The sequence below is a fragment of the Nocardia sp. NPDC004278 genome, from assembly GCF_053602975.1.
The window spans coordinates 288,931-302,841 of the sequence record NZ_JBSGEQ010000005.1; the positions used below are offsets into that span (position 1 = coordinate 288,931).

Here is a 13,911-nt window from a genome sequence, read left to right on the forward strand (position 1 = left end):
GATGATCACCAACTCGCTTCGCACCATCGCCACCATCTGCCTTGCGATCGCCACCGCCGCACTGTCAGCGGCACCGGCAGGCGCGGACCCCGAGCAGTCCGAGGTATCGCTGAGCGTCAGCAAGGGCGATGCGCAGAGTCCTAGTGCGGAGCAGGTCACGCTGACGTGCGATCCGGCGGCCGGTAGCCATCCCGCCGCGAGCGAGGCGTGTGCAGCGCTGACGGCCGCCGATGGCGCTGTCGACAAACTAGCGGGTTCTCCCGGCGTCCGCTGCATGAAGATCTACGCCCCGGTCACCGCGACGGCCGCAGGTACCTGGCACGGCCGAAACTTCCAGTGGCAGAAGACCTTCGGCAACAGCTGCGAACTACGCGCCGCCACCACCCCACTCTTCGACTTCTTCACCAGCTGAGCCGGCACCCCGCGCTAGGCCGCATCCCTCCTGCATTCCTCTAACTGCACAACGCGGCGTCTACCCGCCAGTGGTCGCCACGCATAGTGTGCAGCTTGCGCGCCGTGGCTGAACCGTGTGTGAGAGCTGTCGTAAGGCCTCCGCCAACCGACCGCTTTCGCAGGCCAGGCCACCGTTGGCGGCGCCGAACAGTCGCGGCCTGCAACCCGCGCATGGGAGGCCAGCGCACCGCAGCTGAACCGTGTACGAGAGCCGTTGCGGTGCCACCCCGCACCGACATCCTCCGACGAAAGCAGCTGCGGTCCGCGCCAACTGGGCATCATGGACTGCACGGCAGATTCGGGCGTGACCATGCGCGTGGACTGGCTGCTCGATGCGCCCGGCCTACCCCTTCGGCGGGGGTACTGCCGGTATCGGCGATCGGTTGCGCTAGCGCATATCCAGTGGTTGCCACGCATAGTGCAGCTTGTGCGTCGCAGCTGAACCGTTGCGAGAGCTGTCGTAGGACCTCCGCCGAGCGGCCGCCTTCACATGCCGAGCGACCGGCCCGCCGCACCCACCACCACGAGCGCCGGATAGCCGGTCTCGGCCGTCCGCCGCGCGCCAGTGTTCGTGCTCGCGCATGTCCAGCTTGGTGCCGCGCGAAGGCAGAACTTGTGTGCGGCGGCGACATCGTGTGCGGCGGTGCTGCCTTGGGCCTACGTCGGGTGGCGTCTTTGTCGGAATTTCTTTAACTGGCTGATCAGTTAATGATAGGCTCGACGCATGGCCCGCACCGTCGATCCGCAGCGTGTTGCCGAAAGGCGTTCCGTCATAACGCATGTTGCCGCTGAGCTGTTCGCCACGCAGGGGTACGAGCGGACTACGGCGGCGCAGATCGCGCGGGCGGCGGGGCTCACTTCGGGCAGCGTGTTCTATTACTTCCCGGATAAGGCCGCGGTCTTCCGATCGATCTTCGAGCTGTCGATTCCCGAGCACACCGAACTCGTATCGCGACATATCGACCGGAGCGATTCGCTGGACGCGGTACTCGACTTCGTCGACGCGCTCGCCGGTGAGGTACTCGATCCGGTCGCGCCGGGGCTGATGGTGGAACTGCTGCGGCGGATCGAACATGACCAGGAACTCGCCGCGGTGGTCATGGAGGATGCGCGCCTCAGTGCGGCCGCGCTCACCACCCTGCTCGAGCGCGGCATCGAACAGGGCTGCATCGATCCGGGGTTCGAGCCCGCAGAGACCGCGCGCTGGATTCTGTCGATCATCGACGCGGCCTTCCTCAATGCCGATCCGGATCGTCCGCACGATCCGCGACCGCTGGTGCACGCCACCGTCTCTCGCCTATTGCGCCCAATCGGATCGGAGGACCGATGACCACTACGTCCGCACCCACCGCCCTGTGCTTCTCCACCGTCTGGCTCTGGCTGTTCGCTATCGGTGGCCTAGCGCTCGGCTGCGGTATCGGTTTCGCCATACCGTCCGTGGGGCAGTGGCTGGTGGATACCGTGCACGCGATTCCCGGCCCGCTGCGCATCGCCATGACGGTGCCGCGCGTCTGGCTGGTTCCTGCCACCACCGTCATCGGTCTGATCGCCGGGCTCGCCCTGTTCGACACCGCGCGCAAAGAGAGCTTGGCGCTCACGGTCGCCGACGACCATGTCGAGCTCGCCCAGAACGGACGTGAGCAGCACGTTGCCCGCGCTGGCATCGCGGCGGTGTTCCGTGAGGACGCCGACTTGGTCCTCACCGACCGAAACCGCCTGCGGCTGGCCCGATTCCGCGCCACTGACCTGAGTGCCCGCGATATCGAGACCGCCTTCCGTCAGCACGGATTTCCGTGGGTCGACGAGAACGATCCCTTCAGCGGGGAATTCCTGCGTTGGACCGACGGGCGACCCGAAACCGGGCAGGTCATCGATGCGCTGATGCGCGCCAGGCGGCGCGCGGTGGCCGATAAGAAGCCGCTCGTCGTGGAGGAACTGGACGAAAAGCTGGTGGCGCTCGGAGCCGACGTCCGAGATCGTAAGGGCGAGCAGCAGATTCGGATCGTCAGCCGCTCGAACTGATCCGATTGGCGATCGGGGGACGGCACCACGTGGTGTTGGCCCCCCGACCGCCTGGCGGGAGCGTCGACCGCGGAGATCGCGGTCGACGCCGATGCGATCAGGCGAAAAGCGCGCGATTGCGCTGGACCCATTCGGCATACGAGGCCGCCGGTCGCCCGATGACCTGCTCCACATCCGAACTGACCTGCTGCTCGGCGGGTGTCGGCGTGCCGATAATGTCCAGCGTGCCATCGGCGACATCGCCGGGCATGAACCGCAGCATTCCCGCCCTGGCCTGCTCGCGAGTCAACTCGACGAACCGCAACGAAGTATCCAGGGCCGCCGCAACGATGTCCGCTTGCTCGCGTGGACTGATCGCGGCGGGCCCGGTCAGTTCATAGGTCGTGCCCGAATGTCCCTCTGTACGAAGCACATTCGCCGCGACCTCGGCGATATCGGCGGGGTCGATCGCGGGCAACGCCACATCCGCGAACGGTGCGGCGATCACCCCTTCGGTCCGGATCGACTCGATCCACGCGTAGGTATTGGAGAAGAATCCGGTGGGCCGCAGAATCGTCCAGTTCAGGTCGGACTGCCGCAGGGCCGACTCGAACGCATGCAGTCGCGCGTGTGAGGCGAGTCCGGGCCGGGTGCCGGTCGCCTGGGACGACAGCAAAACCAGCTTCTTGACCCCGCCCGCCGCGGCGACCTCGACGAATCGCTCCGGATCGGGTCCGGTCACCAGCTGCGGTCCGGTGAGGAGCAGGAAGAGGGCGTCGGCGTTTTCCGCTGCGGGGGAGAGGCTTTCGGGATCGGCGAGGTCGGCTCGCCGATGCTGGACGCCGGCCGGCAGTGCGATGTCCTGATTGCCGCGGGATACGGCCGTCACCTGCTCGCCCGCGGCGATGAGCTGCTGCACGAGGGTGCGTCCGATATTGCCGGTCGCTCCGGTCACTACGATCACTTCGACTCCTGAGTTAGTTGGCTGACTAAAACGAACGTAGCCGATGAGCGGTCGGCTTGTCTATAGTTAGTTGTATGACTAACTCAGTCGAAGGCCGGCGCATGACACCCAAGGCAGGCAAGCGGGAACGCCTCGCCGTCGCGGCCGCTCAGGTGTTCCATGAGCAGGGTGTCGAGAAGACGACGATCGCCGATATCGCGCGGGTCGCCGAGGTGCCGGTCGGCAATGTCTATTACTACTTCAAGACAAAGGATCAGCTGGTAGAGGCCGCACTCGGCGCGCATGCGCAGACCCTGCAGGAGTTGATCGCCGCGCTCGAACAGTACGACGCGCCGCAGGAGCGGTTGCGGGCGCTGGTGCGCGGTTGGGTCGACCGGCGCGACCTGGCCGTGCAATTCGGCTGCCCTACTGGCACTTTGGCCTCGGAACTGGGTAAACGTGACGACGGGCTGGAGCGAGCGTCCGCGGCGAGTATTCGCACCTTGCTCGACTGGATCGAGCAGCAGTTCACGGCGATGGGGCGGGCGGATGCGGACGAACTCGCCGTTGCGCTGTTCGCGGCCTACCAGGGGATCTCATTGCTCACCAATACGTTCCGTGATCCCGAGCTCATGGTGACCGAAGGTCGTCGGTTGGAGCGCTGGATTGATTCGCTTGCGCCATAGGGTGCGCATGAAAACTTTCGGCGCGCGAACAGTGGTCAGCCCGCCGGTTGCCCCAGGGGACGGGCCGCCCGCCCTCGGCCGCTGGATCGTCGACCCGGCCGACCTGCCTGGTACGCCCAGCTCGGGTGGTAAGTCGCATACGCGGGCCGCACATCGACCGATGTGCGGCCCGTTCGCATTTGGGGGCGACTGGTCGGTTCGTGTCACCCATCGCTCTTGCGTGCGATGCATTGTCGATATATCGTCGATAACGTGAGATACACACAAGAGCCCAAGGAGGCTGACATGGAAAACATCGAATACGGAGAATTCAGAGGTCGTGGCCGCTGGCGGAAGCCGGGCCGCGACGAGGGTGACGCGGGTCGTCGGCAGCATCGCCGCGGCGGGCGGCACGGTTTCGGTCCCGATTTCGGTCCGGGCTTCGGTCCGGGGTTCGGCCCCGGCTTCGGTCCGGGTTTCGGACGTGGACGCGGTCGCGGCGGCCGGGGCAGGCGCGGTGACGTGCGTGCGGCGGTGCTGTTGCTGCTCACCGAGCGCCCGATGCACGGCTATGAACTGATCCAGCAGATCAGGGAGCGCAGCGACGATGTCTGGCGCCCGAGTCCGGGATCCATCTACCCCGCGCTCGCACAGCTCGAGGACGAGGGTCTGGTGCTCATCGAGAAGGTCGCCGGTCGCAAGACCGCGAAGCTCACCGACGCGGGCGAGACCTACGTCACCGAGAATCGTGACGAGCTCGGCGATCCCTGGGCGGATGTCAAGGAAGACGTCGGCACTCAGGCGATGGATCTGCGGGCGCTCATTGGACAGCTGATGGGTGCGGCCGCTCAGGTCGCGGCGGCGGGTACTCCGCAGCAGGCGACCCGGGCCGCGGAGGTGCTGACCGAGGCACGCAAAGCGCTATACCGCATTCTCGCCGAGGATGACGCCCCCGAAAAGTGAGGGCAATGTGAAACACCGCCCGGGCGTGCACTTTTCGAGTCGATCGGGTACATCATTGTGATATGGAACAGCCGTTTGGTTCGTGGGGTTGGGGTAGTTCACAGTTCCGGCGTGTGGTCTGTGCCGGTATCGTCGCCGGAGCCGTGGTTTTCGGCTCCGGCACGGCGCCGATCGCCAGCGCCGAACCGGTCGATACCGCGCCGGTGAGTGCGCCGATCGTGGGATTCCGTCCGCCGGATATCCCGACCCAACCCGGTCCGGCCCAGTCGGATCATCTGGCCGCCGCGACCTATCTGAAGACGCACAAGAACGCGGTCCCGGTCGGCGCCAACAACTTCGACTGTAAGCCGACCGCGGAACATCCCCGTCCGGTCATCCTGGCACACGGCACCGATTCCACGGCCTACTCCGACTGGTCGGCCATCGGTCCGCAGATTTCGGCGCTCGGCTTCTGTGTCTTCGCCCTCAACTACGGCGGTGCTCCCGGTAAGGACACCTATGGCACCGAGGACATCGTGTTGAGCGCCTATCAGGTCGGTGCGTTCGTCGATCAGGTGCTGGCCGCCACCGGCGCCACGCAGGTCGATATCGTCGGATTTTCCCAGGGCGCCAATGTGACTCGCTACTACGTGAACAAGCTCGGCGGAGCGCCGAAGACCGGTCAGTGGATCGGTCTGGCGTCCCCGAGCTACGGCGGCGTGATGTACGGACTGGTGCCGGTTGCGGAGGCGATTCCGGGTGCGCTGCAGGCGTTCTCGATGGTCACCTCGCTCGCGGCGGTGCAGCAGGCGCAGGGGTCGCCGGTAATGGTCGAACTCAATGCGGGCGGTGACACCGTGCCCGGCCCGCATTATGTGACCATCGGCAGCCGGGTCGACGAGATGATCCAGCCGTTCAGCAATATCGCGCTGCACGGCCCGAGCGTTGAGAACATCGCGCTGCAGGATGTGTGCGCGGTCGACCAGACCGGTCACTTCCACATGGTCTACGACCCGTTCGTCCAGGAACTGCTGTTGCAGACGCTGGATCCCGCGCACGCGCCGACACCGACGTGCCGCGCGGTGCCGCTCGGTACCGGCATTCCCGAGGTCATCATCGCCGGACATTCCTGATCGTCGAGGCTCGCGACCGGGCGGAGGTTTGGACACTCCGCCCGGTTCTGCTGTCCTCGGCGGGCTGGACTTACGCTGTAGTCGGAGTCCGGAGGAAGGGGTTTGCGTAGGTGGCCACCGAAGTTGAGCCTCGAATCCCATTGAGCCGGATGCGCGTACTTTCCACGGCGATCGGCGTGGCCGATGAGGGTGGTATCGAATCGCTGACGATGCGTCGGCTGGCGGAATTGCTCGGTGTCGAGGCGATGTCGCTCTATCACCACGTGGCCAATAAAGAAGATGTGTTGGATGGTGTCGTCGACGTCATCGTGGGGGAGATCAACGAGGTGGTGGCCGGCATCGGTGTGCCCGCTGCGGGGGACGCCTGGAAGCAGGCTGTGCGGCAGCGGATTCTGGCGGCCCGCGAGGTGCTGCTGCGGCATCCGTGGGCACCCGCGGTATTCCAGACGCGGACCAATACGAGCCAGGCGGTCCTGCGCTACTACGACGGCCTGCTGGGGCTGATGCGCGAAGGCGGTTTCTCCTACGACCAGACCCATCACGCAATGCATGTGCTGGGCAGTCGGGCATTGGGCTTCGCCCAGGAGTTATTCGATCCCGGCGACGGACCGGTCGATGCCGAAGCCATGGCCGCGCTCGACGCAATGTCCGAGGCGCTCCCGAATCTGGTCGGGATGCTGCGGGAGGTCGCCCACGATGATCCGGACTCGACCTTGGGTTGGTGTGATGACCAGTTCGAATTCGAGTTCGCGCTCGATCTGATCCTCGACGGTCTCGACCGTCTGCGCGAGAGCGCCTGACCCGCAGCGACTTTGGTCGGAGTCGGTGTGGTCCCGGCTGCCATTGACCAGCCTTACGTCGTAAGGGTACCTTACGACGTAAGGCTCATGAGCGCGGTAGGCGGCTCGGTGCCGAGATCTGAGGAGAACACGATGAAGGCCTATGTCCTTCGCGCATTCGGTCCACCGGAGCAGCTGACTCTCATGGACATCGACCGGCCGGTACCGGCCGACGACGAGGTTTTGGTCCGGGTGCGTGCCACCTCGGTTCAGCCGTATGACTGGCATTTCATGCGCGGTGAGCCATATATCGCGCGGCTGATGGGGGGCGGTGTCGGGTTGCGCAAACCGTCGATTGCCATCCTGGGCGCCGATCTGGCGGGGGTGGTCGAAGGGGTCGGCAAGGCGGTGACGGGATTCCGGCCCGGCGATGCGGTATTCGCGATGATCAAAGGGGGTGGCTTCGCCGAGTACGTGTGTGTCCGGGAAAGCGAATTGGCGCCGAAGCCGAAGACCCTGTCATTCGAGCAGGCGGCCGCGGTACCGCTGGCGGCCAATACCGCACTGGTGGCGCTGCGTGATGAGGGACGAATCCAACCCGGGCAGCGCGTGCTGGTCAACGGCGCGTCGGGTGGGGTCGGCACATTCGCGGTACAGCTTGCGCACGCGTTCGGCGCGGTGGTCACGGGTGTCTGTGGCGCGAGGAATACGGAGCTGGTCCGCGGACTCGGCGCGGATGCGGTAATCGACTACACCGCAGCGGATTTCACGCGCGACGGGCAGCGTTTCGAGTTGTTGGTGGATATTGCGGGAAGTCGCTCGGTGTCGGCATGCCGCCGTGTGTTGACACCCAAGGGCACCTACGTCGCCGTCGGCGGGCCAGCGGGTCGATGGCTACAACCCGCTGGCCGGATGTTCGCGGCGTTGGCGGTGGCGCCGTTCGTCTCACAGCGAATCGCGATGGCGGAGGTGACCCGATGTACTCGGAACCGGGAAAACCTTATGGCGCTTACCGAATTCATCGAGGACGGAAAGCTCACCCCGGTCATCGATCGGACCTATCCCTTCGCCGACATCCCGGCGGCCGTGCGGTACCAGGAGGAGGGCCACGCCACGGGAAAGGTGGTCGTGGTCACCGACTAGCGCGAGTTCAGCCGCGCCTGCCACGCAGATAGTCACTGACCACGGCGGCGCCGAGACCGTCCAGATCCGGCGCCACCACCCGACCACCGCTGCGACGGGCCACCAGGTCGACGAATGCGGCCAGGCTGGGGTCTTCGCCGAGCATGAATACGGTGACCGACGCGCCCAGCTTGGCCAGGGCATCGACCTGGGCCATTGTCGCGGCGAGGGTGCGCCGTTCCGGCGGCCAGTTGAAGTACGCCGTACCGTCGGGTTCCAGGTGCGCCGTTGGCTCGCCATCGGTCACCACGAGTACGACGGGCACGGCGTCCGGATGTCGGCGCAGGTGCCGTCCGGCGAGCAATAGCGCGTGGTGCAGATTGGTTCCCTGTTCCCAAACGCCTTCCAGCGCTGTTAGTTCGCCGATATCGACGGTCGTGGCGTGTCGGCCGAAGGTGATCAGGCTCAGCGCGTCGGAGCGGAAACGGGTGCTGATCAACTGATGTACCGCGAGGGCGGTGCGCTTCATCGGCAACCACCTGCCCTCCTGCACCATCGACCACGATGTGTCGACGCAGAGCGCAACGACCGCCCGCGAGCGCTGCTCGGTTTCCATGATCTCGACATCGGATACGTCCAGCGTGACACTGCGACGGCCCACCGACATCGACCGCAGCACCGCATTGCGTACGGTCCTCGGCACGTCCCACGGTTCGGTGTCGCCGAACCGCCATGGCCGGGTGGCGCCCGTCGGCTCGCCAGCCGCACCGGCCAAGGTCGTATCCCGCTCGCCGCGACGGGACCGCAGCTGGCCGATGACGGCGCGCAGCGCGGTCTCGCCGAGCCGTCGTAAGGCCTTGGGCGTCAACCGAAGTGAGCCGTCCGATGCCCGTTCGAATATGCCCTGTGCGCGTAGTTCGCGCTCGAGTTCGGCCAGTCGCGCGGCATCCACGCTGGCGTCGTCGCCGAGTTGACGGGCCAGGGCGTCGAGATCGATGTCCTCGAGTCTGGCACCTGGGTACGACTGGCCGAGCTGTTCGGCCAGTGCGTCCAGTTCGGCGAGATCCTGCAGGGCTTGCGCGCCCGCGCCCAGGCCCAGGGGGTCGTCGCCGCGGAACCGCTGGGCGGAGTCCCAGTCCTCGCCCGGCCGCAGTGCGCGCAGGGTGGCGTCCAGGGCGGCGACCTGTTGGGCAATGCGCGGGTCGCCGAATGCCTGGCCGGTCAGCTCGGCCAGTTCGGCCTGCTGCTCGGCGGACATCGAGTTCAACATGCGTTGTGCGGCGGCGGACCTGGCGGCGAGCGCGTCGATCAGCTCGTCGGTATCGCGCGGATTCTCCGGGAAGAATTCGCCGTGTTCGGCCATGAATTCGGCGAACTGCTGTTCGGTGTTCTCGCCCCGCGCATGCGCCGCGAGCAGGTTGTTCAGGTCGGACAGCATTCGTCCGACGCGTTCGACATCCTCGGGGGTGGTATTCGCCAAGGCCTGTTTCATGCCCTGGAACCGGGATTCGAGCAGTTCCTGACCGAGCAGGTCGCGGATCTTCTGGTAGTTCTCCCTGCCGGTTTCGGATCGCCACTGGTACTCGGCCAGCTCGTTGACGGCGGCCGCAGTGCTCGGCGGCAATGCGTCCAGCTGTGCTTCGGCGAATCTGGCGTCGTCAGAGGGATCCGGAAACAGTTCGCGGCGCTCGGCTTTCAGGGCCTGCTCCAGCAGTTCACGGACTTGTTGCAGGGTGCCGTCGAGCCGGTGTCGTCGAGCAATCTCCGCGCGGCGCTGCCACACCCGCCGGGTGAGCTCATCGAGTCCCCGCGTTTCGCGCATACCGCGTCGCAGCAGCTCCTCCAGTGCCGTGCGGGGCGAGCTGCCCTCCATCACGTCGCGTCCGATCTGGTCCAGCGCCTCTCGTAGATCGAGCGGAGGTGCCAGTGGATCGGGTCCGTCGTGATAGGGGCCGTAGGCGTAGCGGTCAGGGATCGTCATGACGGCGTACCCGGACGAGATACTTCGGCGGTCATGAGCCGTACACCGCGACGCCGTCGTCGGAGTCCTTGGCTACCTGCCGGGCCAAATACAGCGCTTCCAGGGCGAATTCGACCGCCGATGCGATCCGGGTCGGCGGTTCGGTGGCGCCGACGCCGAGCCGATGCGCCACCTCGTGCAGGACGGGCAGCTCCGGCAGCGCCGAAAGGACATCCTGGCCGGGCACGCGCTCGCCGGTGGTGACCAGATGGCCGTCGCCGACCGCCTCCGCCAAGGGGCGCAGGTTCAGTCCGCCCAGCAGTGCACTCGCCGTCTCGGCGAATGCGCGCCGCAGCAGATGGGTCAGATGCTCCTGCTCACGGCCTTCTTCACCGGACTCGAACTCCAGCTTGCCGCGCAATACCGCGGGCACGGATTCGAGGTCGACGGGTCGCGCGACGGCGGGGCGCTCGCCGGTGAGCGCCGATCGGCGCAATGCCGCGGCGGCCACCGTTTCGGCGGCGGCGACCGCGAATCGCGCGGACACGCCGGAGCGCTGGTCGATCGCGGACGATTCACGCAGGTGCCGGACGAATCGGGCGAGTACTTCGATCAGCGGATCGCCCACCTCGGCCACCAGTTCGGCCTCCTGCTGGACCAGCGCCACCTCGGCCGCGACGCTGAGCGGGTAGTGGGTGCGGATCTCCGCGCCGAACCGGTCCTTCAGCGGTGTGATGATCCGGCCGCGGTTGGTGTAGTCCTCGGGGTTGGCCGTTGCGACCAGCAGTACGTCGAGTGGCAGGCGCAGGGTATAGCCGCGGACCTGGATATCGCGTTCCTCCATCACATTCAGCAGCGCGACCTGGATGCGTTCGGCGAGATCGGGCAGTTCGTTGATCGCGACAATGCCGCGGTGCGCACGCGGCACGAGTCCGAAGTGGATGGTCTCGGGGTCGCCGAGGCTGCGACCCTCGGCGACTTTGACCGGGTCGACGTCGCCGATCAGGTCACCGACCGAGGTATCCGGCGTAGCCAGCTTCTCCGCATAGCGCTGCGAGCGGTGCCGCCAGGTGACCGGCAGGTCGTCGCCCAACTCCTCGGCCAGTCGGCGGCCCGCCGGACTGATCGGTTCGAGCGGGTGCTCGCCCAATTCGGTGCCGACCATGATGGGTGTCCACTCGTCGAGGAGGCCGACCATGGTGCGCAGCAGCCGGGTTTTGCCCTGACCGCGCTCACCGAGCAGTACGACATCGTGGCCAGCCAGCAGCGCGCGTTCCAACTGCGGCAGGACGGTCCGATCGAAGCCGACGATGCCCGGCCAGGGATCGTCGCCGGAACCCAAACGGGACAGCAGGTTCTCGCGCATCTCGGTCTTCACGCTGCGCGGCAGATGGCCATCAGCGCGCAGTTCGCCAACGGTTGTCGGCAGGTGCTCTGGAACAATCACCCCTTCGACGCTACGTCGGTTCGGCGATGCGGTCGACGGGCAGCATCGCATGGAAACACGCCAGAAATAACCTTGACAAGCGTCGTCGGCGCCGGATCGTTCGCGAGTCGAACCCCTTCATTACGACTGAAGCCGACAGTACGATGAGCTACGGTACGGTGACGGCATGTCACGTGTGGTGAACAAGGAGCAGTACTTCGAGTACGGGCTCGGGATCCTTGCGCAGTCCGGTTTCAAGGGGCTCAACATCCGCGTTCTCGTCAACGGGTTGGGCGTCACCAGTGGTTCGTTCTATCACCATTTCGGCAGTTGGCAGGGCTATGTCGACGCGCTGCTCGAGTTCTGGGAGAACCGGCAGGTGGTGATCCTGAAGGAGATGGAATTCGGTTCCGGCACACCGGATTCCGATATCGAGAAGCTGCGCGAGCTGACCTTGGGGCTGCAGCACGGGGCCGAGGCGGCCATCCGAGCTTGGGGCGCGAACGACGAATCCGTGCGCGCCGCGCAGCGTCGCGTCGACGATGCCCGGCGCAAGACCGTGCAGAAGGCCGTCTACGGCGTCACCGGCGATGAGGAGAACGCCCGGGTCATCACTTCGCTCGGCATGGCGATGCTGGTCGGGTTCCAGCAGCTCGCGGCGGCCGGGCACCGTGACAACTTCGCCGCCCTGCTGGAGGAGTTCATTCGGCTGGTCTATTCGCGCGCCAAGGTCTGACGGCTTGTCTTAGCCGAGCTGCGATGGAGCTCTCCGCCGGTTACCACCGAGTCGTCGACGTGACCGATCCGGAGTCGATCCGCTCGTTTGCTGATGGCGGGGCCCAGATACCGCTCTGTCCATCGGCCGCGGCGCAGCGGTGGAAACAGAGTCACCATCTCCATCACAGCATGACGGGTCACCGGGCTCGTCATACGAAATGATGACGCACGCACCCGCCTTATGGCCGATGAATGGCATCCGACGCGGGCGGCAGGATTGCAGCATGCAGATACGACTTGGGGCCGGCTTAGGGGTATTGCTCGTCGTCGCCGGGGCAGCATTGTGGCTCTTCGCGCGGGACACCGAATTCGTCTGGTTCCGAGGTGGGCCACTCGGCGCCGTTCTCGTAGTGGTCGGGGTGATCGACATCGTCAGCGCGCTCAGGACGGACCGACGGAAGCTTTGACCGGTCCACGACCCTCGCGACATTGATTCATCCGAGTCCGGGCGTCGGGTCAGACACTGGCCCCGCGCCAGTTCAGCATTTCCAGCGCCACCGCAATAGGTACGACGTTGTCGTCCAGTGGTCGCGGTAGGAGCTCTTGGGCGCGGGTGAGTCGACGCAAGAGCGTGTTGCGGTGGGTGTACAGGCGTGCCGCGGCGCGTGCGGCGTTGCACCGTTCCTGGATGAAAACCAGCACGCTCGCCTGCAGGTTCGGGTCGGCTGATGCAAGGTTTCCCAGGGTGTTTCGGATGAATTGGTCGGCTTGGTCGGCGTCCCGGGTGAGCAGCGAGACCATTTGAACCGCCTCGAAGCTGGCCACGCGTTGTGCGGAGTGCAGGCGCGCCACCATGCGCTGGGTGGTCAGCGCGTCCAGGTGGCTGCGTCGGAAGCCGTCGACTCCTGTGCGGTAGGACCGATGGCGATGCGGACCATCGGGATGGCGTCCATCGCTGCCTGCAATTGGCTCGAGTCGGGGGCGTGCGGGCCGGGAATCCAGACCCACAGTGTCGCGGCGCTGGCGATCACGGTCAGTGGGCGTGCGGCTCCGGCCGCGCCTGCGAGGGCTTCGGCGGCGCGTTCCAGGTCCCCCGGATCAGCGGTGGGGTCGGGATTCCAGACGACGGCCGCAGTGTGGTTCTGGTCGAGGTTGTAGCCCAGGCGGGTTTCGGCGCGCTGACGCGTGATCGGGGCCTCATCCAGGACGGCCTCGCGTCGCTCGGCGTGATTGCCGCGGGTCAATTCTTCGCGCTCGAGCCGCATCTGGGCCCAGATGGCTGCGATCGTCGTGTCGAGGAACCCGAACACCGACCGGGCGGATACCTCGAGCATTTCGCACAACTCCTGGTGATCGGAGGTCGCTTCGAAAGCGGCGGCCATCCACCGGCGCCATGCGATGTTCTGGCCGACTCGGTAAGCGTCCAGTGTCGAGGCGTCGAGTCCGCGCCGCACCAGGTCTCGGGCGATACGCAGGGGCTCGGGATCGAGGTTGGGCGGTACCAGCAGCCCCGGATCGCGGATGTTCGCCGTCACCCAATGCAGCAGGTTGGCGCGGTTGAGCCGATTCACTCCGGCACGTAGCTCAGGGTCGTCGGCGATCGCTTGCATGTTCACCGCCGACAGCGTCGCGTCGTCCATTTCGGTGACCCACTCGGGCCAGGCGTTCAGGCCGGTCCGGGCGCATCGGCTGATCAACTCACGTGAGAATCCGCCGTCGCTTCTCGATCGAAGCTGGAAAGTACCAGCGGTCGAACAAGCCTCCGCATGA

The 13,911-nt window shown here is 66.1% G+C and carries 12 protein-coding genes and 1 pseudogene; 9 read left to right on the top strand and 4 right to left on the bottom strand.

What is annotated here, in order from left to right:
• The first annotated feature begins 1 nt into the window (after position 1).
• The 3 genes from ACWEO2_RS10520 (at position 2) to ACWEO2_RS10530 (ending at position 2,475) form a co-directional block, all read left to right on the top strand.
• Positions 2 to 412, top strand: coding sequence for an SSI family serine proteinase inhibitor (locus ACWEO2_RS10520; RefSeq protein WP_452405045.1), 411 nt, complete (start codon positions 2 to 4; stop codon positions 410 to 412).
• 765 nt (positions 413 to 1,177) lie between these two features.
• Positions 1,178 to 1,783 (top strand): TetR/AcrR family transcriptional regulator, encoded by a 606-nt coding sequence (locus ACWEO2_RS10525; protein WP_452405046.1) that lies wholly within the window; start codon positions 1,178 to 1,180, stop codon positions 1,781 to 1,783.
• Positions 1,780 to 2,475, top strand: coding sequence for a YqeB family protein (locus ACWEO2_RS10530; RefSeq protein ID WP_452405047.1), 696 nt, complete (start codon positions 1,780 to 1,782; stop codon positions 2,473 to 2,475). Before ACWEO2_RS10525 ends, ACWEO2_RS10530 begins: the two co-directional genes overlap by 4 nt.
• A gap of 97 nt (positions 2,476 to 2,572) precedes the next feature.
• Here ACWEO2_RS10530 and ACWEO2_RS10535 read toward each other — a convergent pair whose 3' ends face one another.
• Positions 2,573 to 3,418, bottom strand: coding sequence for an SDR family oxidoreductase (locus tag ACWEO2_RS10535; protein WP_452405048.1), 846 nt, complete (start codon positions 3,416 to 3,418; stop codon positions 2,573 to 2,575).
• 74 nt (positions 3,419 to 3,492) lie between these two features.
• Here ACWEO2_RS10535 and ACWEO2_RS10540 point away from each other — a divergent pair, with 74 nt between their 5' ends.
• The 5 genes from ACWEO2_RS10540 to ACWEO2_RS10560 all read left to right on the top strand — a co-directional run bounded on the left by ACWEO2_RS10540 (position 3,493) and on the right by ACWEO2_RS10560 (position 8,059).
• Positions 3,493 to 4,083, top strand: a complete 591-nt coding sequence (locus ACWEO2_RS10540) for a TetR/AcrR family transcriptional regulator (RefSeq protein WP_452405049.1) — start codon at positions 3,493 to 3,495, stop codon at positions 4,081 to 4,083.
• A gap of 285 nt (positions 4,084 to 4,368) precedes the next feature.
• Positions 4,369 to 5,025: a PadR family transcriptional regulator gene (locus ACWEO2_RS10545; protein ID WP_354960846.1), complete on the top strand. Its 657-nt coding sequence runs from the start codon at positions 4,369 to 4,371 to the stop codon at positions 5,023 to 5,025.
• Between the two features lie 62 nt (positions 5,026 to 5,087).
• Entirely contained in the window at positions 5,088 to 6,137 is a 1,050-nt protein-coding gene (locus tag ACWEO2_RS10550) for an esterase/lipase family protein (RefSeq protein ID WP_452405050.1), read from the top strand.
• Positions 6,138 to 6,247: 110 nt separating this feature from the next.
• Positions 6,248 to 6,937, top strand: coding sequence for a TetR/AcrR family transcriptional regulator C-terminal domain-containing protein (locus tag ACWEO2_RS10555; RefSeq protein ID WP_452405051.1), 690 nt, complete (start codon positions 6,248 to 6,250; stop codon positions 6,935 to 6,937).
• A 132-nt stretch (positions 6,938 to 7,069) separates the two neighbouring features.
• Positions 7,070 to 8,059 (top strand): NAD(P)-dependent alcohol dehydrogenase, encoded by a 990-nt coding sequence (locus ACWEO2_RS10560; RefSeq protein ID WP_452405052.1) that lies wholly within the window; start codon positions 7,070 to 7,072, stop codon positions 8,057 to 8,059.
• 7 nt (positions 8,060 to 8,066) lie between these two features.
• On the opposite strand, the gene ACWEO2_RS10565 is transcribed toward ACWEO2_RS10560, so the two are convergent.
• Together ACWEO2_RS10565 and ACWEO2_RS10570 are read right to left on the bottom strand one after the other, a co-directional pair.
• Positions 8,067 to 10,019, bottom strand: coding sequence for a vWA domain-containing protein (locus tag ACWEO2_RS10565; protein ID WP_452405053.1), 1,953 nt, complete (start codon positions 10,017 to 10,019; stop codon positions 8,067 to 8,069).
• Between the two features lie 31 nt (positions 10,020 to 10,050).
• Positions 10,051 to 11,445 (bottom strand): ATP-binding protein, encoded by a 1,395-nt coding sequence (locus tag ACWEO2_RS10570; RefSeq protein ID WP_452405054.1) that lies wholly within the window; start codon positions 11,443 to 11,445, stop codon positions 10,051 to 10,053.
• Positions 11,446 to 11,611: 166 nt separating this feature from the next.
• Here ACWEO2_RS10570 and ACWEO2_RS10575 point away from each other — a divergent pair, with 166 nt between their 5' ends.
• The gene (locus ACWEO2_RS10575; protein ID WP_452405055.1) at positions 11,612 to 12,160 is read left to right on the top strand and encodes a TetR/AcrR family transcriptional regulator; all 549 of its coding nucleotides are present in this window, start codon (positions 11,612 to 11,614) and stop codon (positions 12,158 to 12,160) included.
• Between the two features lie 497 nt (positions 12,161 to 12,657).
• Here ACWEO2_RS10575 and ACWEO2_RS10580 read toward each other — a convergent pair.
• Positions 12,658 to 13,838 (bottom strand): annotated as a pseudogene (locus ACWEO2_RS10580) (PucR family transcriptional regulator).
• Positions 13,839 to 13,911 lie beyond the last annotated feature (73 nt).

Coding starts and splice junctions, on each gene's coding strand:
- ACWEO2_RS10520 (WP_452405045.1), top strand. CDS start 2: ATGATCACCAACTCGCTTCGCACCATCGCCACCATCTGCCTTGCGATC.
- ACWEO2_RS10525 (WP_452405046.1), top strand. CDS start 1,178: ATGGCCCGCACCGTCGATCCGCAGCGTGTTGCCGAAAGGCGTTCCGTC.
- ACWEO2_RS10530 (WP_452405047.1), top strand. CDS start 1,780: ATGACCACTACGTCCGCACCCACCGCCCTGTGCTTCTCCACCGTCTGG.
- ACWEO2_RS10540 (WP_452405049.1), top strand. CDS start 3,493: ATGACTAACTCAGTCGAAGGCCGGCGCATGACACCCAAGGCAGGCAAG.
- ACWEO2_RS10545 (WP_354960846.1), top strand. CDS start 4,369: ATGGAAAACATCGAATACGGAGAATTCAGAGGTCGTGGCCGCTGGCGG.
- ACWEO2_RS10550 (WP_452405050.1), top strand. CDS start 5,088: ATGGAACAGCCGTTTGGTTCGTGGGGTTGGGGTAGTTCACAGTTCCGG.
- ACWEO2_RS10560 (WP_452405052.1), top strand. CDS start 7,070: ATGAAGGCCTATGTCCTTCGCGCATTCGGTCCACCGGAGCAGCTGACT.
- ACWEO2_RS10565 (WP_452405053.1), bottom strand. CDS start 10,019: ATGACGATCCCTGACCGCTACGCCTACGGCCCCTATCACGACGGACCC.
- ACWEO2_RS10575 (WP_452405055.1), top strand. CDS start 11,612: ATGTCACGTGTGGTGAACAAGGAGCAGTACTTCGAGTACGGGCTCGGG.